Source organism: Cupriavidus taiwanensis, from assembly GCF_900250115.1.
Lineage (GTDB): Bacteria > Pseudomonadota > Gammaproteobacteria > Burkholderiales > Burkholderiaceae > Cupriavidus > Cupriavidus taiwanensis_B.
In genome coordinates this window covers 516,098-536,506 of record NZ_LT984804.1, presented here as the reverse complement: position 1 = coordinate 536,506, position 20,409 = coordinate 516,098, and the positions used below count along the sequence as shown (strand labels likewise).

At 68.4% G+C, this 20,409-nt stretch carries 20 protein-coding genes; 11 read left to right on the top strand and 9 right to left on the bottom strand.

From position 1 onward, the window contains the following. Window positions 1-96 precede the first annotated feature (96 nt). Window positions 97-576, top strand: a complete 480-nt coding sequence (locus CBM2586_RS19240; protein ID WP_115665388.1) for an SRPBCC domain-containing protein — start codon at window positions 97-99, stop codon at window positions 574-576. A 51-nt stretch (window positions 577-627) separates the two neighbouring features. Here the strand turns inward: CBM2586_RS19240 and CBM2586_RS19235 are convergent, their stop codons facing one another. From CBM2586_RS19235 to CBM2586_RS19215, 5 genes are all read right to left on the bottom strand, one after another. Beyond that, entirely contained in the window at window positions 628-843 is a 216-nt protein-coding gene (locus tag CBM2586_RS19235; protein ID WP_115665389.1) for a hypothetical protein, read from the bottom strand. Between the two features lie 87 nt (window positions 844-930). Then, window positions 931-1,566 carry a TetR/AcrR family transcriptional regulator gene (locus tag CBM2586_RS19230; protein ID WP_115665390.1) on the bottom strand — a complete coding sequence of 212 codons (636 nt, stop codon included), beginning with the start codon at window positions 1,564-1,566 and terminating at the stop codon, window positions 931-933. Window positions 1,567-1,579: 13 nt separating this feature from the next. After that, a complete protein-coding gene (locus CBM2586_RS19225; RefSeq protein WP_115689229.1) occupies window positions 1,580-1,978 on the bottom strand; it encodes a nuclear transport factor 2 family protein in 399 nt (132 codons plus the stop codon). A gap of 22 nt (window positions 1,979-2,000) precedes the next feature. Beyond that, complete coding sequence (locus CBM2586_RS19220; RefSeq protein WP_115689227.1) at window positions 2,001-2,786, bottom strand: SDR family NAD(P)-dependent oxidoreductase; 786 nt, start codon at window positions 2,784-2,786, stop codon at window positions 2,001-2,003. 37 nt (window positions 2,787-2,823) lie between these two features. Then, window positions 2,824-3,714 carry an alpha/beta fold hydrolase gene (locus CBM2586_RS19215; protein ID WP_115665393.1) on the bottom strand — a complete coding sequence of 297 codons (891 nt, stop codon included), beginning with the start codon at window positions 3,712-3,714 and terminating at the stop codon, window positions 2,824-2,826. Between the two features lie 130 nt (window positions 3,715-3,844). Here CBM2586_RS19215 and CBM2586_RS19210 point away from each other — a divergent pair, with 130 nt between their 5' ends. The 7 genes from CBM2586_RS19210 (at window position 3,845) to CBM2586_RS19180 (ending at window position 10,900) form a co-directional block, all read left to right on the top strand. Then, on the top strand, window positions 3,845-4,642 hold the full coding sequence (locus CBM2586_RS19210; RefSeq protein WP_115689225.1) for an SDR family oxidoreductase: 798 nt from the start codon (window positions 3,845-3,847) through the stop codon (window positions 4,640-4,642). A gap of 148 nt (window positions 4,643-4,790) precedes the next feature. Next, window positions 4,791-6,362: a DUF1302 domain-containing protein gene (locus CBM2586_RS19205; RefSeq protein WP_115689223.1), complete on the top strand. Its 1,572-nt coding sequence runs from the start codon at window positions 4,791-4,793 to the stop codon at window positions 6,360-6,362. Between the two features lie 56 nt (window positions 6,363-6,418). Beyond that, the gene (gene dmpE, locus CBM2586_RS19200; protein WP_115691375.1) at window positions 6,419-7,201 is read left to right on the top strand and encodes a 2-oxopent-4-enoate hydratase; all 783 of its coding nucleotides are present in this window, start codon (window positions 6,419-6,421) and stop codon (window positions 7,199-7,201) included. 27 nt (window positions 7,202-7,228) lie between these two features. Next, on the top strand, window positions 7,229-8,134 hold the full coding sequence (locus CBM2586_RS19195) for an acetaldehyde dehydrogenase (acetylating) (protein ID WP_115689221.1): 906 nt from the start codon (window positions 7,229-7,231) through the stop codon (window positions 8,132-8,134). Between the two features lie 11 nt (window positions 8,135-8,145). Next, window positions 8,146-9,171 (top strand): 4-hydroxy-2-oxovalerate aldolase, encoded by a 1,026-nt coding sequence (gene dmpG, locus CBM2586_RS19190; RefSeq protein ID WP_115665397.1) that lies wholly within the window; start codon window positions 8,146-8,148, stop codon window positions 9,169-9,171. Between the two features lie 71 nt (window positions 9,172-9,242). Then, the gene (surE, locus tag CBM2586_RS19185; protein ID WP_115689219.1) at window positions 9,243-10,226 is read left to right on the top strand and encodes a 5'/3'-nucleotidase SurE; all 984 of its coding nucleotides are present in this window, start codon (window positions 9,243-9,245) and stop codon (window positions 10,224-10,226) included. Between the two features lie 11 nt (window positions 10,227-10,237). Continuing rightward, window positions 10,238-10,900, top strand: a complete 663-nt coding sequence (locus CBM2586_RS19180; protein WP_115689217.1) for a hypothetical protein — start codon at window positions 10,238-10,240, stop codon at window positions 10,898-10,900. Between the two features lie 273 nt (window positions 10,901-11,173). Here CBM2586_RS19180 and CBM2586_RS19175 read toward each other — a convergent pair whose 3' ends face one another. The 3 genes from CBM2586_RS19175 to CBM2586_RS19165 form a co-directional block, all read right to left on the bottom strand. Continuing rightward, a complete protein-coding gene (locus CBM2586_RS19175) occupies window positions 11,174-11,392 on the bottom strand; it encodes a hypothetical protein (RefSeq protein ID WP_115689215.1) in 219 nt (72 codons plus the stop codon). Between the two features lie 167 nt (window positions 11,393-11,559). Beyond that, a complete protein-coding gene (locus tag CBM2586_RS19170) occupies window positions 11,560-12,621 on the bottom strand; it encodes a phosphotransferase family protein (RefSeq protein WP_115665401.1) in 1,062 nt (353 codons plus the stop codon). Between the two features lie 18 nt (window positions 12,622-12,639). Beyond that, window positions 12,640-13,446, bottom strand: a complete 807-nt coding sequence (locus CBM2586_RS19165; protein ID WP_115689213.1) for an SDR family NAD(P)-dependent oxidoreductase — start codon at window positions 13,444-13,446, stop codon at window positions 12,640-12,642. A 294-nt stretch (window positions 13,447-13,740) separates the two neighbouring features. On the opposite strand from CBM2586_RS19165, the gene CBM2586_RS19160 reads away from it, so the two are divergent. From CBM2586_RS19160 to actP, 3 genes are all read left to right on the top strand, one after another. Then, entirely contained in the window at window positions 13,741-15,444 is a 1,704-nt protein-coding gene (locus tag CBM2586_RS19160) for a fatty acid--CoA ligase (RefSeq protein WP_115689211.1), read from the top strand. A gap of 94 nt (window positions 15,445-15,538) precedes the next feature. Continuing rightward, the gene (locus CBM2586_RS19155) at window positions 15,539-15,853 is read left to right on the top strand and encodes a DUF485 domain-containing protein (protein WP_115689209.1); all 315 of its coding nucleotides are present in this window, start codon (window positions 15,539-15,541) and stop codon (window positions 15,851-15,853) included. Then, the gene (gene actP / locus CBM2586_RS19150) at window positions 15,850-17,421 is read left to right on the top strand and encodes a cation/acetate symporter ActP (protein WP_198044130.1); all 1,572 of its coding nucleotides are present in this window, start codon (window positions 15,850-15,852) and stop codon (window positions 17,419-17,421) included. Before CBM2586_RS19155 ends, actP begins: the two co-directional genes overlap by 4 nt. Before the next feature lie 79 nt (window positions 17,422-17,500). On the opposite strand, the gene CBM2586_RS19145 is transcribed toward actP, so the two are convergent. Then, the gene (locus CBM2586_RS19145) at window positions 17,501-20,275 is read right to left on the bottom strand and encodes a LuxR C-terminal-related transcriptional regulator (RefSeq protein ID WP_240987969.1); all 2,775 of its coding nucleotides are present in this window, start codon (window positions 20,273-20,275) and stop codon (window positions 17,501-17,503) included. Window positions 20,276-20,409: the final 134 nt, after the last annotated feature.

Genomic DNA, 20,409 nt, shown 5'->3' with positions numbered 1-20,409 from the left:
TTCGTCCACCCGGACTGGTCCGTTCGGGGTATGCGAGGCCTCGGCGGGTGGCTCTAGTGTTTCCCTTCCCAATGACTTTTGATGAAGGAGGAGACCATGGCCAAGGCAGAGAATCTGGTGACGTCGATCCGGGTGGAGATCGATGCACCGGCAGCGCTGGTGTGGGAGGTACTGACCGACTTTGCGCGCTACCGCGAATGGAATACGTTCTGTCCCGGGCTGGAAACCACCGGGCGGCTCGGCGACATGGTGCACATGCAGGTGCGCATTCCCGGCACTGACCAGGTGATCCCGGTCAATGAATACCTGGTGGCGTGGGAACCGGAGCGGCTGCTGTCGTGGGAGCAGCGCCCGACCGAAACGAACAAGGACGCCGCGCGGCGCGACCAGTACCTGGAGGCGATCGGCCCGGGACGGACCCGCTACTTCACCACCGACCTGTTCCTGGGCCTGAATGCCGAGACCATCATGTGCGAGCACGGTGCCTGGGTGAAGCAGGGCTTCGACCAGGTGGCACGCGACGTCAAGGCGCGCGCGGAAGCGCTGCAGGCGCAGCGGCAGGCCGGCCGCAGCTGAGCCGGCGGCGCCTGACCGGCCCGGAGCCCGGGCCGGTCGATATGCATTGCGTTACTGCGGCGGGCGCTGGCTCAGCACCACCAGCGCCGCGGCGCCGCGGCTGCGCACGCAGGCGTCGTCGCAGCGTTCCAGCGCAGCTGCCGCGGCTGGCAGCGTCACCGCGGGCCGCTCGTCCTGCCTGGCATCCACCGCCAGCCCCCAGGCCACCCCCATGGCGGCGCCAGCCCCGACCAGGCCTGCCACCCAACGCAATCCGAGCCGCTTCATCGCTGTCTCCTCCGCTTGCCCTGCTTTTATCCGGGCTATTGAGAGCATCGTAGTCAGCGGCGGCCCGGAACTCTTCGTCCGAGCAGACTAAGGGGTATCCCGCATCAGCGCGGGGTCGGAAGTGGCGCCGGACCGACAGCAAGCGCGCGCGTCGGACAGCGGCGCATGGCCCTGGTACAGCCGGGCCAGCGCCGCGGCGCTGCCGGACAGGCCGGACGGCGCCAGGTGCATGGCATGCGCGCCCAGCAGGCCCCACAGGTGCGCCACCAGCAGGCCGGCCAGGTCCGGGCTGGGCAACAGCATGGCGAAGGTAACGCGCAGCGATTCCACGCCGCGCAGCACACGCTCGCGCAGCGGACACAGCTCGCAGGCTTCGCCGCACTTGTGCTGCAGCAGCGCCGCGATCAGGCTGGCATGGCGCGCGAGCTCATCGCCGCGCAGGAAGGCCTGCAACGCCTGCTCCAATGCCTGCGCGCCGGCGCCACCCTGCGCCAGCGGCGCGAGCCGCGCGGCGAAATCCGCTTCGGCGCAGCACAGCAGCGCGCCCAGCAGCTCGGCGCGGGAGCGGAAGTGTCCGTAGACGGCGCCGCGCGTCATGCCGATGGCGCGCGCCACGTCGTCGACGGTGACGCAGTGCAGGCCACGGTGGCGGATCAGCTGCTGCGCGCTGGCCAGGATGCGCGCGCGCGTGACGGCGGCATCCTCGCGGGTGTGGCGGGCCATCGGCGCGGCGCGCTTACACGAAGTGGACGTCGTCCGGGCCCCAGTGGGCGCGCATGCTGCGGATGCGGCCGTCTTCGCCGAAGCTCATGATGTCGGTCACGTCGATGCGCGCCGGCCGCCCTTCCAGCCGCGCATGCACGGCGAAGGTCAGCGCGGCGGCGTTGCCGTGCGAGCCGCGCGGCGGCGCCACCACCTCCAGCCGCGCGCCCAGCGCGGTGGCGTGCTGGTAGAACGCCAGGATGGCGGGCTTGCCGGTGACCGGCTGCGCGCCGACCGGGTCTTCCACGGTGGCGTCGTCGGCGTAGAGGGCGGCAACGCCGTGCGCGTCGGCGGCATTGAAGCGCTCGACATAGGCGAGCAGCGTCGCCTTCATGGCGGCGCTGTCGGGATGGGGATTGGGGCCCTGGGACATGGAATGCTCCGGCTCGTGGGTTTCAGCGTGCGGTGTAGCCGCCGTCGATCACCAGCTCGGCGCCGGTGACGTAGCGTCCCGCGTCGGACACCAGGTAGAGGATGCCGGCCGCGATGTCGCGCGGCTGTCCGACCTTGCCCGCGGGCGTGAGGCTGCCCAGGTAGTCGAACAGCCCCTCGCCCTGCCCCGAGGCCTGGGCCACGTGTTCCAGCATCGGCGTGCGGATAAAGCCGGGATGGATCGAATTGGCGCGGATGTTCTTGCCGGCGTACAGCAGCGCGTCGGTCTTGGCCATCATCCGCACCGCCGCCTTCGACGCGTGATAAGGCGGCACGTCCGGCCCGCCGGCGATGCCGTACATCGACGACACGTTGACGATGGCGCCGCCGCCGGCGCGCTCCATGTGCGCGATGGCGTGCTTGGTGCACAGGAAGGTGCCGGTCACGTTCACCGCCATCACCTGCTGCCATTGCTCCAGCGCCACTTCATGGGTGGGCGCATTGGGCCCCTCGATGCCGGCGTTGTTGACCAGGATGCCAAGTCCGCCGAAGCGCTCGGCGATCTCGGTGAACACGCGCGCCACCTCGTCTTCGCGGGTGACGTCGAGCGGCCAGAACGCGGCCTCGCCGCCGGCCGCGCAGATCGCCGCGGCGGTCGCCCTGCCGTCGGCCTCCAGCACATCGAGCACGGCCACCCTGGCACCGGAGGCCGCGAGCATGCGCGCGGTCTCGGCGCCGATGCCGCGCGCGGCCCCGGTGATGGCCGCCACCTTGCCACGCAGGCCGAACAGGTCATACGGGTATTCCATGAGGTCTCCTTGGTGTTTATCTGGTGGGCGCAGCCGATTATGCCGCGCCGCCCGGGGCGGTGTCGGCGAGGAAGCCCAGGCATTCGCGGTTGAAATACGCCGCGTGCTCGACCATCACCCAATGGCCGCAGCGGTTGATCATGACAAAGCGCGCGTCGGCGCAGCCGCTCAGGAACTTCGCCGCGCCCGAGGCGGGATTGAACTGGTCCTCGGTGCCCCAGAAGCCCAGCACCGGGCAGCGGATCTCGCCCAGCCGCGCGGTCAGGTTGGGTACCTTCATGGTGGCCAGCACCTCGCGCGGCTGCTCGCGGCACACCGCCATGCGCTCGTCGACCAGCGCGTCGGTGACCAGGCCGGCGTCGTGCACCAGCAATTGCAGCAGCTGGCGCATGGTGTCGGGGTTCATGTGGCCGCCGGTGAACAGCGACACCATGCGCTGGATCCCTGGCATCTCGAAATAGGTCTCGCGCTCTTCCACGCCGCCTGGCGCCATCATCACCAGGCGGCTGACATGCTCGGGGTAATCCAGCGCGTATTGCAGCGCGATCGCGCCGCCCAGCGAATTGCCCACCAGCACGCAGCGCGGCAGTTCCAGAGACAGCAGTTGCTCGCGCAGCGCGGCGACGAAGAAGTCCAGCGTGTATTCGACATCGTCCGGCTTGGACGACAGCCCGTAGCCCGGCAGGTCCACCACCACGGTGCGGAAGCCCGCCGCGGCAAACGCCGGCACGTTGTGGCGGAAGTTGCTGTGCCCGCTCGCACCCGGTCCGCTGCCATGGATAAAGACCACCGGCTCGCCGGCGCCGGCATCCAGGCAGTGCAGGCGCAGGCCCCTGGCGGTGGTGACGAAGCGCCCCACCGGCAGGCCGGGGTGGAGCGAGGCGGTGGCGGCGGGTGTCGAGGACGTGTGCTGCGAGCTAGCGGACATGAGGGCGTCTCCCTTGGTTTGCCCAGCATCTTGCGCAGCGCCATGGCCGCGGGCATCGTTCATTCGGACTACGAGCCGCCGCGCCACTTCTCCTACGATGGGCGCTCCATGCATCAGACGGGGCAAGCCCATGACAGGATTCGCAGGATTTGATTACACCGGCCGGACCGTGCTGGTCACCGGCGGCATGCGCGGCATCGGCCGCGCCATCAGCGCGGCCTTCCTGCGCGCCGGCGCGCAGGTGTTCGTGTGCGGCCGCACCGCGCCCACCGACAACAGCGAAGTGCCGGCCGCGGATGGTCGCAGCGCGCACTTCATTGCCGCGGACATCCGCGACCTGGAACAGGCCGACGCCATGCTGGCGCAGATCGCGCAGGCCAGCCCGACGCTGGACGTGGTGGTCCACAACGCCGGCGGCGCGCCGTTCGCGCTGGTCGCCGATGCCTCGCCGCGGCTGCTGGAGTCGGTGATCCGGCTCAACCTGGTGGCGCCGCTGCAGCTGGCCCAGCGCTGCAATGCGCGCATGCAGCAGCAAGCCGGCGGCGGCACGCAGCTGTTCGTCGGCAGCGTCAGTGCGCTGCGTCCGTCGCCCGGCACCGCGGCCTACGGCGCCGCCAAGGCCGGCATCCTCAACGCGGTGCGCACGCTCGCGGTGGAATGGGCGCCGCGCGTGCGCGTGGCCGCGGTCAGCCCGGGCATGGTGCTGACCGAGACCTCGCAGCAGCAGCACTACGGCGACCCGGCGGCCTTGCGCAGCATGGCGGCGACGGTGCCGCTGGGGCGGCTGGCGCTGCCGGACGACATCGCCGCCGCCTGCCTGTTCCTGGCGTCGCCGCAGGCCTCGTACGTGAGCGGCGCCAATCTCGTCATCGACGGTGGCGGCGAGCGGCCGGCCTTTCTCGACGCGGCCTCGGTCAATCGCACCTGAGCCGCACCTGAGCCGCTGCGCGTAGGGTAAGCGCCTAGTCCGTTCTGCCGATTTGTGCGTGGCTCCCCCTCTCTACGCTTCTCGTCCAGGCGAGCGCCGATCGAAGTGCCAGGCAATGAACCAACACCGATTCCACGGGGAGACCACCATGCATCAACCACCACGCGGGCCACTGCAGCGCCGCAACCGGCTGCGGCCCATCGCCGCGGCGGCGGCCCTGGCGGCGCTGGCCGCGCTGCTTGCGCAGCCCGCGCAAGCCGGCGACACCATCGACTTCGGCAACGACACCAAGCTCGACTACAGCGTCACCGCCTCCTACGGCGCGGCGCTGCGCACCGGCCAGCAGAGCAATGCGCTGCTGAGCCCTGCCAATATCAACGGCGACGACGGCGACCGCAACTTCAGGCGCGGCGACCTGACCGCCAACCGCGTCTCGCTGCTGGGCGAAGCCCATCTCAAGCACAACGCCTTCGGCGCGCTGCTGCGCGGCAGCGTGTTCTATGACTGGGCCTACCGCGGCACCAATTCCAACAACGCGCCGTTCACGGTCAACCACAGCGGCCCGTTCAACCAGTTCACCGCCTCCGCGCAGGACTACCACGAGCACCGGGCGCAGCTGCTCGATGCCTACGTCTACGGCGCCACGCCGATCGGCAACACGCAGCTGAGCTTCAAGCTGGGCAACCAGGTGGTGGCCTGGGGCGAAAGCCTGTTCTTCGCCAATATCGCCGGCGCGCAGGGCCCCGCGGATGCGACCAAGGCCTTCGTGCCCGGCGCCGAGGTCAAGGACATCCTGCTGCCGGTGCCGCAGGCCTCGCTGCAGCTGCAGGTCACGCCGACCTTCAGCGTGATGGGCTATTACCAGTTCACCTACAAGCCGAACCAGATCTATGCGCCGGGCAGCTACTTCAGCACCAGCGACGTGGTCGGCCCGGGCGCCGAGTTCATCATCGGCCCGGGCTTCCGCATTCCGCGCGGGCCGGACATCCGTCCTTCAGACTGGGGCCAGTGGGGCATCGGCACGCGCTTCCGCGTGTTCGAGGACACCGAGATCGGGCTGTACCAGCTGCGCTATCACGACAAAAACCCCAGCGTCGTCACCTCGCTGTTCCCGTCGCTGCAATACCAGCAGAAGTTCTTCGGCGGCATCAACCTGACCGGCGCCAGCTTCTCCACGCAGCTGCTGGGCGCCAACGTTGCCGGCGAAGTCAGCTACAAGGACGGCGTGCCGATGCTGGTGGACGTGGCCGGCTCGCCCACCGCCACGCGCGGCAAGGCGCTGCAGGGCCAGCTGTCGGCGATCTATTCGGTGGGGCCGACCTTCCTGGCCGATTCGCAGTCGCTGCTGGGCGAAGTCTCGTACCTGCACGTGCTCAGCGCGGATCCGGTGATGGGCTTCAGCAAGCTGTCGAACACGCGCAACTCGGCGGCGTTCCAGGTGGGCTGGTCGCTGACCTACAACAACGTGTTCGACGGCTGGGACGTCACCGTGCCGCTGACCTACGCGCAGCAGTTCAGCGGCAGGTCGGCGGTGTCCGGCGCCTTCGGCACGCTGATGGGCTATGGCGACAAGCGCGCCAGCGTCGGGCTGACCTTCAAGTACCTGAACAACCTGGAGCTCAACCTGACCTACGCCGCGTTTATCGGCGGCGCCAACATCGTCAACCGCCCGCTGGCCGACCGCGACTACGTCGCCTTCAACGCCAAGTATTCGTTCTGACCCCGGTCCCGGGCCGCGCTGCCGCCATGGCCGCGCAGACCCCCTTTTTTCCCGCCATGAATGCCGACCTGATCTCCACGCTCAGCAACGAACTCCACCAGGCGCTGGTCACGCGCACGCCGGTGCCGCCGCTCAGCGGCCGCGGCCTGGCTCTGGATGTCAGCGATGCCTATCGCATCCAGCAGGGCTTCATCGCCCACCGGCTCGCCGCCGGCGACCGCGTCACCGGCAAGAAGATCGGCGTGACCAGCGCCGCCGTGCAGCAGATGCTGGACGTGCACCAGCCCGACTTCGGCATCCTGCTGCAAAGCATGCACTACGCCGCCGGCCAGCCGATTGCCACGGCCACGCTGATCCAGCCGCGCGCCGAGGGCGAGATCGCCTTCTTCCTGCGGCGCGACCTGCGCGGCCCCGGCGTGACGCGCGACGACGTCCTCGACGCCACCGAGTCGGTGGCGGCCTGCTTCGAGATCGTCGATTCGCGCATTCGCGACTGGCGCATCCGCATCGAGGACACCGTCGCCGACAACGCCTCGTGCGGCGTCTATGTGCTCGGCGACGAGCGCGTCAGCCCGCATGCCGTGGACCTGGCCGCCTGCGCGATGACGCTCGACAAGAACGGCGACTGCGTCGCCACCGGACTGGGCAGCGCCGCGCTGGGCCATCCGGCCGACGCGGTGGCGTGGCTGGCCAACACCCTGGGCAGCTACGGCATTCCCCTGCTGGCCGGCGAGACCATCCTGTCTGGCTCGCTGGCGGCGCTGATTCCCGTGCAGGCCGGCGACCGCCTGTCCATGCATATCACCGGCATCGGCGGCTGCGCCGCCGTGTTCTCCTGACTGTCAGACCTTGCGATCCGAGACCCCATGAACAAGATCCGATGCGCCCTGATCGGGCCCGGCAATATCGGCACCGACCTGCTCTACAAGCTGCGCCGCAGCGACATCCTCGAACCGGTCTGGATGGTCGGCGTCGAGCCGTCCTCAGAAGGCCTGGCGCGTGCGCGCGAACTGGGGCTGAAGACCACCAGCGACGGCATCGACGGCCTGTTGCCGCACCTCGAGGCCGACGATATCCGCATCGCCTTCGATGCCACCTCGGCCTACGTCCACGCCGGGCACTCGGCCAAGCTGACCGCGCGCGGCGTGCGCGTGATCGACCTGACGCCGGCAGCAATCGGGCCGTTCTGCGTGCCGCCGGTCAACCTCGAAGCCCATATCGGCAGCAACGAGATGAACGTGAACATGGTGACCTGCGGCGGGCAGGCCACCATCCCGATGGTCTATGCCGTGTCGCGCGTGCAGCCGGTGGCGTATGGCGAGATCGTGGCGACGGTGTCGTCGCGCTCGGTCGGGCCCGGCACGCGCCGCAATATCGACGAGTTCACGCGCACCACCGCGGGCGCGATCGAAGCCGTCGGCGGCGCGCGCCAGGGCAAGGCCATCATCGTGATCAACCCCGCCGAGCCGCCACTGATCATGCGCGACACCATCCATTGCCTGACCGAAGACGCGCCCGACGCCGCCGCGATCACCGCGTCGGTGCACGACATGATCGCCGAGGTGCGCAAGTACGTGCCCGGCTACACGCTGAAGAACGGGCCGGTGTTCGACGGCAAGCGCGTCTCGATCTTCCTCGAGGTCGAGGGCCTGGGCGACTACCTGCCGAAGTACGCCGGCAACCTCGACATCATGACCGCCTCGGCCGCCCGCACCGCCGAATGCATCGCCGCCGCCATGCGCGCCGGCAGCCCTGAAACCGCCACTGCCTGAGGAGCCCGGCCATGGCCCAACGCATCACCCTGCACGACATGACCCTGCGCGACGGCATGCATCCGAAGCGCCACCAGATCTCGCTGGAACAGATGAAAACCATCGCGCGCGGGCTCGACGCCGCCGGCGTGCCGCTGATCGAAGTCACCCACGGCGATGGCCTGGGCGGCGCCTCGGTCAACTACGGCTTTCCCGCGCACAGCGACGAGGAATACCTGCGCGCGGTGCTGGGCGAGCTGAAGCAGGCGCGCGTCTCGGCGCTGCTGCTGCCGGGCATCGGCACCGTCGACCACCTGCGCATGGCGCACGAGATCGGCGTGCAGACCATCCGCGTGGCCACGCACTGCACCGAGGCCGATGTCTCGGAGCAGCATATCGGCATGGCGCGCAAGCTCGGCATGGATACCGTCGGCTTCCTGATGATGGCGCACATGGCGCCGGTGCAGACGCTGGTGCAGCAGGCGCTGCTGATGGAAAGCTACGGCGCCAACTGCCTGTACATCACCGATTCCGCCGGGCACATGCTGCCGCACGATGTCACCGGGAAGCTGACCGCGGTGCGGCAGGCGCTGCGCCCCGAGACCGAGCTGGGCTTCCACGGCCACCACAACCTCGCCATGGGCGTGGCCAATTCGCTCGCCGCGATCGCCTGCGGCGCCACCCGCATCGACGCCGCCGCAGCGGGCCTGGGCGCGGGCGCCGGCAACACGCCGATGGAAGTGCTGGTGGCCGTGTGCGAGCGCATGGGCATCGACACCGGGGTCGACGTGTTCCGCATTGCCGACGTGGCCGAGGACCTGGTGGTGCCGATCATGGACCACCCCATCCGCATCGATCGCGACGCGCTCACGCTGGGCTATGCCGGCGTGTATTCCTCGTTCCTGCTGTTTGCCAAGCGCGCCGAGGCCAAGTACCGCATTCCCGCGCGCGAGATCCTGGTCGAGCTTGGCCGGCAACGGCTGGTGGGCGGCCAGGAAGACATGATCGAGGACACCGCGATCACGCTGGCGCGCGAGCGCGGCTTGCCCGTCGCGTAAGGACGCTGTCGATGCGGCCCGGCACGCCGGGCACTGCGTTCATCACCCACAAGGAAAGGAGACAGGTACCCATGCTCAGACTTCACGCCCGCCCGCGGCTCGCCGGCTTCGCCATCGCCGCGATGGCACTAACCGCCGCCAGCCCGGCCCATGCCCTCAATATCCTGCTGACCAATGACGACGGCTGCGCCGCGCCCGGCATCACCGCGGTGCGCAAGGCCCTGCAGGACGCCGGCCACCGAGTGATCACGGTCGGCCCCGCCACCAACCAGAGCGGCTCGGGTGCCGCCTATGCCCCACCCGACGGCCGCACCCGCCTGGTGGTGGACCCGCTCGCCGGCAGCGCCGATACCTTCTGCGTGCACCGGGTCAAGCCCACCTTCGTCGCGGGAAGCCCGCTCAACAGTACCAATCCGGATTACATCGGCACCGGCTCGCCGGTCGACGCCACCGCCATCGGCCTGAAGATCGTTGCGCCGGAAAGCGGCATCACGCCGGACCTGGTGGTGTCGGGCGCGAACTTCGGCGAAAACCTGTCGGATTCCATCCCGCACTCGGGCACGGTAATGAACGCACTGTTCGCCGCGCGCCGCGGCGTGCCCGCCATCGCGCTGAGCGTGGGCGTGGACTTCGCCGAGGCCCGCTCCGGCTTTCCGGGTACCATCGCCACGTTCCCGAAGGCCGGCGCCTTCCTGGCCCGCGTGGTCGCCACCCTGGAAGCCAGCCGCCCCGCCGGCCAGCCGCTGCTGCCCGTGGCCCACCCGCTCAGCATCAATTATCCGGTCGGCGCACCCCCCGCCGGCGTGCGCCTGACCGTGCCCGGCACCGTGGATTCCTTTACGACCGCCTACAAGCGCAATGCCGACAACACCGTCTCTATCGACGTCGGCGCGGCGGACACCGAACTGGCCGCGCTGGCCAGGACAGCCGAAACGCCGGCCTTCCTGGAGAAGTACATCACCATCTCGCCGCTCGATGTCGACTTCCGCCCGACGCCGCTGGCGCGCGGCCTGTTCAACCGCTCGCGCCGCGAGCTGGCCAACCTCGCTCCCTGAGCACCGCTACCATGGGCAAGCAACTTCGACATTGGCGCCACCTCGTGCTCGCATGCGGGGCCGCGGCCGTCGCGGCATGCGGGGATGACGCGGCACAGGAAGTGAGCGGCACCGCGGCCGTCGGCGCGGCGCTGGCCGGCGCGACCGTACAGGTGCGCGACACGCACGGGCAGGTGCGCCATGCCACGGCCGATGCCAGCGGCGCGTTCCGCCTGTCCGGCGTGGCGGACGGCGCGCTGATGGTCCGCTGCGAAGGCGGCCTCGTAAAAGGCGAACCGAACCGCCAGCGGCTGCATGGCGTGGTGCTGGGCGGACGCACCGTCAACTGCACGCCGCTGACCGAGCTGGCGCTGTGGAAGCTGACGGGCGGCCCGCCGGGCCAGGCCTTCGACAGCTTCGGCACGGCAAGCGCCAGGGCGCTGTCAGCCGAAGCCCTGGCCGAAGCGGAGAGCGCCGTACTGGCCGCGCTGGCCGCCGGTGCCGGGATCGATATCGACCCCGCCGCCATCCCGCGGCGCTGGCATGACACCCCGCTGCAGGCCGGCAATGCCGGCGACCCTCACGATGCCGCGCTGGACGCGCTGCGTGAAGCCATTGCCGACCGGGACGCGATGGATTTCATGGGCGAGATGGTGGTGCACGGGGTGTGCGTGGCGGACGGGAACTGCGGATGAGGCAAGGGATGGGGAGAGAGACCGGGGGAACGGGCCGGCGATGGCAATTGCGACGGCCTTCACTTCGTTGATATTCCCGCCCTCACCCCAACCCGCTCACGCTTGCGGGAGCGGGAGTACACAAGCGGAAACTGGAAAGCCCGAGTCCGTTGATGCCGCTGCGGGTTTTCTCCCCTCTCCCGCTTGCGGGAGAGGCGCGGGGGTGAGGGCCGGCGGTGGCAATAGCGACAGCCTTCACTTCGTGGCAGCTCCCGCCCGGCCCGGCAGCTGCCGTCATCGCTCCGGACGCAGCACGGTCAACTCCAGCCCCGCGCTTCCCCTGGCTTGCCTGAGCGCGGCCAGCTCGCCAGGCACCTCGAACCACGCCGCGAGGCAGCCCTTCAGTTCATGCAACAAGGCTTCTGCCCGCGCCGCGTCCTTGCCGCCATCCACTACCCACTCGCGATAACGGTCCTGGATCGCCGTCACGTCTTCGGTGATCTTCCGCTTCATGGCATGCCCCCCGCCCCGTTGTGGTTTGTGCGTGCCAGGTGCCGGATGCCATGGCAGCGTTACACCGATGGTAGTCAGGTGCGTCGTGATGCCATATCGGGCAAAGGGATGTTTCAGAAGTGAACGGAGGATCAACATGCCCACCACAGCGGGGCAGCCTCGGCAAGTCAGACTCCAACGCGCAGGTGTGAATACTTCTGCCGGATCGCCTCATAGCGCATCGCGTAATGCCATCCCAGGTCGGCGATCGGTCCGGCCTTGCGGCCAGTCTCCACGGCATCCGCAGCGGCGGCGTTGCCTTGCCGTGCCCGCTCGGCGATACCGAACAAGATCGCAGCCAGCCTGAACAGGTTGTAGGCGATGTAGAAGTCCCAGTGCTCGATCCCCATGGTGCCGTTGGCTTCGGCATACCACTGCAGGTAGCTCTGTTCGCCCGGGATCCCGAGGCCGGCCAGGTCGAGGTCGGCGATGCCGCGCCACAGCGATGAAGGGATGTGCCAGCTCAGGCAGTGATAGGCCAGATCGACCAGCGGATGTCCCAGCGCCGACAACTCCCAGTCCAGCACCCCGATGACCCTGGGCTCGCTCGGGTGGAAGACCAGGTTGTCTAGGCGGAAGTCGCCATGGACGAGACGTGTCTCCTCGACCGCGGGGATGTTCCTTGGCAGCCAGCCCATCAGTGCCAGCATGGCCGAGCTTGCCAGTGCGCCAGTGGCGCGGCTCTGGCGCGTCCATCCGGCAATCTGGCGTGCCAGGTAGTTGCCGACCGGGCTGTAGTCGGCAAGCCCTGCCGCCTGGACATCGACGCGATGCAGCGCGGCCATCACGCGATTCATCTCGGCGTAGATGGCACCGCGCTCGGCGCGCGACATGCCCGGCAGCGACTGCTCCACCATCACCCTGCCATCCAGGTATTCCATCAGGTAGAAAGGACTGCCAGCCACGGACAGGTCTTCGCTGTACAGGTACACGGCGGGGACCGGCACATCACTGCCCTGGAGCGCTCGCATGACGCGAAACTCGCGGTCGATGGCGTGCGCCCTGGCCTGGATCTGCCCGGCGGGCTTCATCCGCAGCACGTATCGGTGCGCGCCCGAGGCGACCAGGAAAGTCGGGTTGGACTGACCACCGGTCAGCCGGGTCGCGCTCAGCGACGCCTGGTCGATCAGCCCGCGCGCCTGGAGCAGCCGAGCCAGCGCATCCCAGTTGCGGTGAGTCGTATCGTTCATTGGACTGTCCTTTCGCTGTCACAGCGTGCTGACGAGATGCCCGCCGTCGACGGGCAACACCGCACCGGTGATGTAGTCGGATGCCCCGGATGCCAGCAGCAGCAGGGCGCCGTCCAGCTGGGAAGGCTGCCCCAGGCGCCGCTGGGGTATCCGCCGGACCATTGCCTGCCCGCCATCAGTCTCGAAGAAGGCGCGATTGATGTCAGTGGCGAAGTACCCCGGGGCCAGTGCGTTGACGCGGATGCCATGGCGCGCCCATTCAAGTGCCAGCGCTTGGGTCAGGTGGATCAGGCCTGCCTTTGCGGCCGTGTACGCGGGAACCTGCTGCGCCACCCGTAGCCCCAGAATGGAAGCAATGTTGATGATGCTGCCCGGTCGGCCGGCTTCGCGCATGTACCGGGCCGCGTACTGCGCCACACGCCAGGCGCCCGTCAGGTTGGTATCAATCACCCGCGCCCAATCCTGCTCGCTGGTCTCCAGCGCGGGCCCGGTGCTAGCAATGCCGGCACTGTTGACGACGATGTCCACGGTGCCCAGCGCCTGCCCGGCCTGGAACAGCGCGGCGGAAACGGAATCGGGGTCGCATACGTCGAGCCGCACGACGCAACCGTCTGCGCCCCTGGCCAGGATTTCATCCATCAGCCGCTCGCCTTCGGCCATGCGCCTGCCAGCAAGCGCGACGCGACAACCCGCATTGGCCAGTGTCAGCGCGAAGTGCCGGCCGAGCCCGCCAAAGGCGCCGGTCACGAGCGCAACCTTGCCGTCCAGGTCCGGAAAGACTGGCGAGTCCGTGACAGCGGGGACGGGACGGGGTGCTGAAGCCATGTTTGCAGTCTCCTTCGATGCGGGTTGTCGAAAGCGGCGCGCTTCCCTGACTTGACAGGTCGGCCGCTTCCGGTTGGCACGCAGAGGTTAGGCGACCGCGGAGCAAAAACCAGCCACCCGATCGGGGAGGCCGCGCACGCGCAAGTGCTTCGCGCTTTGCAGCACGGCGCTCCGGCTGGACACCACGCTCGACAGTCGGCGCAGCTCCCCGTTCGGGGGGCTGGAAAGCCGTGCCATGGCGCTTACGCTGCCAGGCATCCGGTGTCCCGGCGCGAGCCTGCCAGGCAGACGCGCATGCAAAGGCCACCGCCACAGCGATCAAGGAGTCTCCCCGTGCCACAACCCAACCCCATTGCGCGCACGCCGTCCGCTTATGCCTATCCGTTGCTGATCAGGCAGTTGCTGCATGCGCCGCTGGCGGCCAACCCGGAGCAGGAAATCGTCTATCGCGGTCAGCTGCGCCACAGCTACTGGACCATGCGGCACCGCGTCGGGCAGCTGGCCAGTGGCCTGCAAGCGCTGGGCATCGAGCCTGGCGATACGGTCGCGGTCATGGACTGGGACAGCCACCGCTACCTGGAAGCCTATTTCGGCGTCCCGATGATGGGTGCGGTGCTGATGACGGTCAACGTGCGCCTCTCGCCGGAACAGATCGCCTACACGCTGAATCACGCCGGCGTCAGGCTGCTGATGGTCCATGCCGACTTCCTGCCCGTGGTCGAGGCGATCCGCGACCAGCTTGAAACCCTCGAGCAGCTCGTGCTGATCGGAGACGACACGCTGGCCATCGACAGCGCACCGCTGCCGCACGGTTTCGCGGCGGAGTACGAAGCGCTGCTGGCCGCCTCGCCACCCGACTACGCCTTCCCTGACTTCGACGAGAACGCGCGCGCGACCACCTTCTACACCACCGGCACCACCGGCTTGCCCAAGGGCGTCTACTTCAGCCATCGGCAGATCGTGCTGCATACGCTTGCGACCATGGCGGCACTGGCCAGCGCCCCCAGCCAGGGACGCGTGCATCGCGACGATGTCTATATGCCATTGACGCCGATGTTCCATGTGCACGCCTGGGGCATGCCCTATGTGGCGACCGCGCTCGGCATCCGCCAGGTCTATCCGGGGCGCTACGCCGCGGATCAGCTGCTTCGCCTGGTCCGGGACGAGCGCGTCACGTTCTCCCACGGCGTTCCCACGCTGTTGCACATGCTGCTGTCCCACCCCGATTCGGCGACGTTCGACCTGAGTGGCCTGAAGATCATCGTGGGCGGCTCGGCGCTGCCGCGCGGCCTGGCACAGGCTGCGCTCGAGCGCGGCATCGATGTCTTCACCGGCTATGGCATGTCGGAAACCTGCCCTATCCTGACCCTGTCGCAGGTCAAGACGACGCTGCGCGGCGATGCCGCCACCGAACTCGATGTGCGCACCAAGACCGGCCTGCCAATTCCGCTGGTCGACCTGCGCATCGTCGATGAGGCGATGCGCGACGTCGCGCACGACGGCAAGGCCAGTGGCGAAATCGTGGTCCGCGCGCCGTGGCTGACGCAGGGCTACCTCGGCAATGCGGCCGAGTCCGAACATCTGTGGGCCGGCGGCTACCTGCATACCAACGACATCGGCGCGATCGACAGCGACGGTTACCTGCAGGTCACGGACCGTATCAAGGACGTTATCAAGAGCGGCGGCGAGTGGGTGTCGTCGCTCGAGCTGGAGGACCTGATCTCGCGTCATGCCGCCGTCAGCGAGGTCGCCGTCATCGGCATCCGGGATACGCGGTGGGGCGAGCGCCCGCTGCCGCTGATCGTGCTGCGGCAAGGGCAGTCGGTCGAACTCACCGAGATCCAGGAACATCTGCGCGACTTCGTGCGTCGCGGCGCTATCTCGAAGTACGCGGTCCCGGAACGCGTGCTCTTTGTCGACGCAATCGAAAAGACCAGCGTAGGCAAGATCAACAAGCGCCTGCTGCGCGAAAAGTATCAGGCCGCGCCCCCTCTCTAGGTTTCCCCTTCCCGGATCCACGCCCAGACGCCGGCATGGCAGGTTGGCGTTGACGGTCCGTTGTCACTAGAAATACAGCTTCAGGAGACAAGCAATGCAGGAATCCACCAGTACAGAGCGCATCCGGCGCCATCCCAGGTTCGGCGAACTGGTTCGCCGTCGCGCCCGCCTGTCGTGCGGGCTGCTGGCCCTGGTCCTCACTCCCTATCTCGCGCTGATGCTTGCCGTCGCGCTGCAGCCGCAGCGGCTGTCCCAGCCGCTCCAGTCCGGGACATGGCTGAATCCCGGCCTGGTCCTGGCTGTCGGCATCGTGTTGCTGGGATGGGTGGCAACGTGGTTCTACGTGCGGCGCGCGAACGGGCTGTTCGAGACGATCGTGCAGCAGATCCTGTCGGAGGCCGCCCGATGAATCTCCAGGCCATCGCCATGTTCCTGCTCTTTGTCGCACTGACCCTGGGCATCACGTATCGGGCCGCCTCGCGCGCCCGCACCGCCAGCGACTTCTTTACCGCCGGCGGCGGCATCACCGGCACGCAGAACGAACTGGCCGTGGCCGGCGACTACATGTCGGCCGCCACGCTGCTCGGCGTCGTCAGCCTGGTCTATGCGCGCGGCTTCGATGGACTTCTCTATATCGCCGGCTTCTTCATCGGCTGGCCGGTCATGCTGTTCCTGATGGCCGAGCGTCTGCGCAACCTTGGCAAATTCACCTTCGTGGACATCATCTCGGACCGGCTCGACCCGGTCAGCACCCGTTGCATCGCCGCGGGCAGCAGCCTGGTGGTGGTGCTCCTCTATCTGATCGTGCAGATGGTGGGTGCGGGCGAACTGGTGCAGTTGCTGTTCGGCATCGACTATGACTATGCCGTGGCCGGGGTCGGTGCGTTGATGATGATCTATGTGACCGTGGGCGGCATGGTCGCGACCACCTGGGTCCAGATCATCAAGGCGGTGCTGCTGATGTTCGGCGGCTCGCTGCTGTTGCTGCTGTCCCTGGCGCACTTCGGCTTCAGCTTCGAGACCCTGGCGGCCCGGGCGGTCGAGGTTCACCGTAGCGGCCCGGCCCTGCTCGCGCCCGGCACGCTGTTCGCCGACCCGATCTCCGCGCTCTCCCTTTGCGTGGCGACGGTGCTGGGCCTGTCGGGGCTGCCGCATATCCTGATGCGCTTCTTCACGGTGCCGAATGCCCGCGAGGCGCGCAAGAGCGTGCTGGTGGCCAGCACCTGCATTGGCTACATGTTCCTGGCGATGTTCGTCATCGGCCTCGCCGCGATCGTGATCGTCGGCACCGACGCCCGCTTCTTCGAAGCGGGCCAGGTCGGCGGGAAACTGCTCGGAGGTGGCAACATGGTCGCCATGCACCTCGCCAGCGCGACCGGCGGCAACCTCCTGCTGGGGTTCCTGGCGGCCGTCGCCTTCGCTACGATCCTCGCCGTGGTGTCGGGACTGACGCTTGCCGGCGCTTCGGCGATTTCGCATGACATCTACGCCAATGTGCTGCGCCGCGGCAGCGCCACGGAAACTGCGGAAATCGTCGTCACCAAGCGGGCCACCCTTGTCATCGGCGTCGCCGCGGTGCTGCTGGGAATCGCCTTCAAGGGGCAAAACCTGGCATTTCTGGTCGCACTGGCTTTCAACGTGGCAGCATCGGCAAATTTCCCGGTGCTGGTGCTGTCGATGTACTGGCGTGGCCTGACCAGCCGCGGCGCAGTCTGGGGCGTGGCGTCGGGACTGTTGTCGTCGGTGGCGCTGGTGATCCTCTCGCCTGCCGTGTGGAAGAACGTACTGGGCCATCCCGCAGCGATCTTCCCGTACGATCATCCTGCGCTATTCACGGTCCCGTTCGCGTTCCTGGTCACGTACCTGTGCTCCCGATTCGATAACAGCCCCCGGGCGCAGGCAGAGCGCCAGGGCTTCGATGCGCGGCTGGTCCAGGCACAAACCGGCCATGGTGCGGCGGCGGCGTCCGGCCACTGACGCGCACGGCCGACCCCGGGCATGGAGAATGCCGTCCGCCCGGGCAGTACCGGTCTGCTTGTCGCTTGCGCGCCCGTGGTCATGATTGGTTCGGAGTTCGTGCCTGCGGCCTGGCCCGCGGCACGTTTCGTTCCGCGGGCCAGGGCAGGTCACGGCCCAGGCCGTTACGAACAGCCTGGATCCGGGAGTTCACCTTCAGCTTTTCAAAGATATTCTTCAGGTGCCACTTCACCGTTTCCGGGGCAACCCGGATAGCCCTGGCGATTTCCTTGTTGGACAGTCCCCTGGCCACGTAGTCCAGGATTTCCACCTCGCGGGCGCTCAGCCGGCTGGCCGCCAGTGGTTCGACCGGGTATTCAGCCCGCTCCGCCACGGCGGCACCTCGCGTATCTGCCGGCCCGGCCTTCCCGTTGAATCCAGCGCAGAGCGCTTCCACATACCAGGGCTCGACCTCGCCCGGCAATGCCTGCTTCCGGCGCAGGCCATCAATGATCTCGAAGGCCACCGGTCCGGCATCAAGGAAAACGCGCCGCAGGCCGTTCCCCTGGCCATACGCCAGGGCCGCCTGCATGGCCTGCGCAGCGGTGGTGCGCTGTCCGGCGCGATGCAGTGCCACCGCCAGCGCCACCGCGATCTGGGCGCTCAGGTAGTGCATGCCGGCGGCGCGCAGTTCCGCATGCACGCCCTGCAGGATGGGCACGGCTTCGGCGGGCCGGCCACGGGCCACCAGCAGGCGGCAATGCGCCACCTGGAAACGCTGCCAGGTCTCCAGATAGCTGCCCTGCAAGCTCGCCGGCCGATGCCCGGCCAGCGCTTCCAGTTCGTGGCCGATGCGCGTGGCGCGGCCCAGGTCGCCGGAATGGATACTGATCCGGATCGCCTCGGCCTTGCACGCGACCTGCATGCGCAGCCACCGGCGGCTCCTGGCAACAGCTTCCGCGTCTTCCATGATCCGGCGGGCTTCGTCGTGCTGTCCGGCCAGCAGCCGCAGCCGCGCCATCGTCACGCAGAAGCCGACCAGGGGACCCAGCGAGCACGATTGCAGCGCCGCCTCGAGCCGCCCCTCCAGTAGTTCGGTGACCCGCTCCAGGTCATTCCATTCATAGCGGATGGCGGCCAGGTATCCGACCGGTAGCACCGCAGCGGCAGACTGCCGGCCGGCGCGTGCGGTGGCCTCGCGCAGAACGTCCTCCAGGGTCTGGACGGCCTCGCCCAGGCGGCCCTGCACAAACAGGCTGAGCCCGACCATGCTCTGCCGGTACACCGTTGCGTAGACCGGTGCGTTGGTGCCGGTACCGAAGGTCAGCGTGCGCCGCAGCCGCTCGATTTCGCCGAACCCGGATGCATAGCTAAGCCCGAAGATAAGCGTCGTCAGGCCGATACCCTCCGCCCATGAGCCTTCCGCGGGACGGAGTTCGAGGACCTCGCGTCCCATTTCCAGCGAGCGCTGGCTCTCGTCGGACAGGCCCGCGATCAACGCCTTGACCGCCAGCAGCTCGACGCGGACCACCTCGGTGACAGGCAGCTGCCCGAGCCCGATGTCCTGCTCGACCGCCTGCAGTTCGCGCCTTGCCGCGACCGCCTGCATGGTCAGCGCGAGGGCCCAGGCATGCGCCAGGCGCAAGCGAAGACGGCCATGCACCGCCTGCGCAGGCAGCTTTGCCACCCAGCTCAGCACGGTTCGCACATCGCTGGCCTCGACCAGGTTCATCGCGCATTGCTCGACCCAGCCGGCGGCGCGATCGCCATCGCCGGCGGCCAGTGCGTGCCTGACGGCCTCCGCCCACAGCGACTGCGCCGCAAACCATTCACTGGCGCGGCGATGCAGCCGGGCCACGTCGTGCGGACGTTCCCGGACCAGGCGGTTTCTCAGGTATTCGGCAAACAGCGCGTGATAGCGGTACCACTGGCCCTCGGCGTCGAGCGGCCTGAGGAACATGTTTCTCGCCATCAGCCACTCGAAACTGGCACGTGCCCCGCTGGAGCCGGTCACCGCATCGCACAACGGCACCGACATCCGGTCCAGCACCGCGGTCTGCAGAAGAAATGCCTGCAACGGCTGGGGGATATGCACCAGCACGTTCTCATCCAGATACGCCTCGACGCTGCGCCGGGCAAATGGCAAGTGTTCGGCGAAATCGCCGGCCTGGTCGTGCGCGCTCCATGCAAACGACGCCAGTTGCAGGCCAGCCACCCATCCTTCCGTCGCTTGCAACAGCGCGTCGGTCTGCGCGGGGCTCAGCGCATGCCCGGAAACGGCAGAGAAGAACGCCTGCGTCTCCGCGCCGTCGAAGCGCAGGGCTTCCGCACCCAGCTTCAGCAACTGGCCCCGCACTTCGAAGTAGCTCAGCGGAAAGGCCGGCTCGCTGCGCCCGGCGACGATCAGATGCAGATTCTCGGGTGCATAACGCAGCAGCCGGAACACCGCCTCGTGAATGGCGGGCGATGCCAGCCGGTCGAAGTCATCCAGCACCAGCACCATCTGGCGCGGCAGCACCACGACCGCGTTAAGGAGCGCGGCAAACATCGCGTCCGCCGGCGCCAGCGGATCCGGCTCGAGGCCGCGCGGGACCGGCTCGCCGGCCTGCCTGCAAGCCTCGCTTGCCGCAGCGAGCAGGTAGGCGCCGAACTGGAACAGATCATCGTCGTCGCGGTCGATGCCCAGCCACCCGACCGCGCAGCCCTCCTGCGCCAGCACCTTCGTCCATTCGCTCAACAGCGACGTCTTGCCGAAGCCGGCTGGCGCTACCAGCACCGTCAGCTTACGTTCCACGCCGGGGCGCAATTGCCCGATGGCGCGCTCACGATGGATGTAGTGCCGCGTTCGCGGCGGCGCCAGCTTTGTCAGGATCAAGGCTGGCCGCCATCGAGGCTGCTGCGCGGCAACGGCCGGCGATGGTCGGGTCATGCGGGTGCCCCGGCGCCAGTCACCAATATGGCCTTCCCCATCACTTAGCTCCTGCAGTCCGGCCCGGTTCGGGTACGAAT

Excerpts from the sequence above, each read along its gene's own strand:
- CBM2586_RS19230 (WP_115665390.1), bottom strand. The coding sequence starts at position 1,566 with ATGGCCCGCCACACCCGCGAGGATGCCGCCGTCACGCGCGCGCGCATC.
- dmpG (WP_115665397.1), top strand. The coding sequence starts at position 8,146 with ATGGCCCAACGCATCACCCTGCACGACATGACCCTGCGCGACGGCATG.
- CBM2586_RS19205 (WP_115689223.1), top strand. The coding sequence starts at position 4,791 with ATGCATCAACCACCACGCGGGCCACTGCAGCGCCGCAACCGGCTGCGG.
- CBM2586_RS19220 (WP_115689227.1), bottom strand. The coding sequence starts at position 2,786 with ATGGAATACCCGTATGACCTGTTCGGCCTGCGTGGCAAGGTGGCGGCC.
- CBM2586_RS19210 (WP_115689225.1), top strand. The coding sequence starts at position 3,845 with ATGACAGGATTCGCAGGATTTGATTACACCGGCCGGACCGTGCTGGTC.
- CBM2586_RS19240 (WP_115665388.1), top strand. The coding sequence starts at position 97 with ATGGCCAAGGCAGAGAATCTGGTGACGTCGATCCGGGTGGAGATCGAT.
- CBM2586_RS19160 (WP_115689211.1), top strand. The coding sequence starts at position 13,741 with ATGCAAAGGCCACCGCCACAGCGATCAAGGAGTCTCCCCGTGCCACAA.
- CBM2586_RS19225 (WP_115689229.1), bottom strand. The coding sequence starts at position 1,978 with ATGTCCCAGGGCCCCAATCCCCATCCCGACAGCGCCGCCATGAAGGCG.
- dmpE (WP_115691375.1), top strand. The coding sequence starts at position 6,419 with ATGAATGCCGACCTGATCTCCACGCTCAGCAACGAACTCCACCAGGCG.
- CBM2586_RS19180 (WP_115689217.1), top strand. The coding sequence starts at position 10,238 with ATGGGCAAGCAACTTCGACATTGGCGCCACCTCGTGCTCGCATGCGGG.
- surE (WP_115689219.1), top strand. The coding sequence starts at position 9,243 with ATGCTCAGACTTCACGCCCGCCCGCGGCTCGCCGGCTTCGCCATCGCC.
- CBM2586_RS19235 (WP_115665389.1), bottom strand. The coding sequence starts at position 843 with ATGAAGCGGCTCGGATTGCGTTGGGTGGCAGGCCTGGTCGGGGCTGGC.
- actP (WP_198044130.1), top strand. The coding sequence starts at position 15,850 with ATGAATCTCCAGGCCATCGCCATGTTCCTGCTCTTTGTCGCACTGACC.
- CBM2586_RS19155 (WP_115689209.1), top strand. The coding sequence starts at position 15,539 with ATGCAGGAATCCACCAGTACAGAGCGCATCCGGCGCCATCCCAGGTTC.
- CBM2586_RS19170 (WP_115665401.1), bottom strand. The coding sequence starts at position 12,621 with ATGAACGATACGACTCACCGCAACTGGGATGCGCTGGCTCGGCTGCTC.
- CBM2586_RS19195 (WP_115689221.1), top strand. The coding sequence starts at position 7,229 with ATGAACAAGATCCGATGCGCCCTGATCGGGCCCGGCAATATCGGCACC.
- CBM2586_RS19165 (WP_115689213.1), bottom strand. The coding sequence starts at position 13,446 with ATGGCTTCAGCACCCCGTCCCGTCCCCGCTGTCACGGACTCGCCAGTC.
- CBM2586_RS19175 (WP_115689215.1), bottom strand. The coding sequence starts at position 11,392 with ATGAAGCGGAAGATCACCGAAGACGTGACGGCGATCCAGGACCGTTAT.
- CBM2586_RS19215 (WP_115665393.1), bottom strand. The coding sequence starts at position 3,714 with ATGTCCGCTAGCTCGCAGCACACGTCCTCGACACCCGCCGCCACCGCC.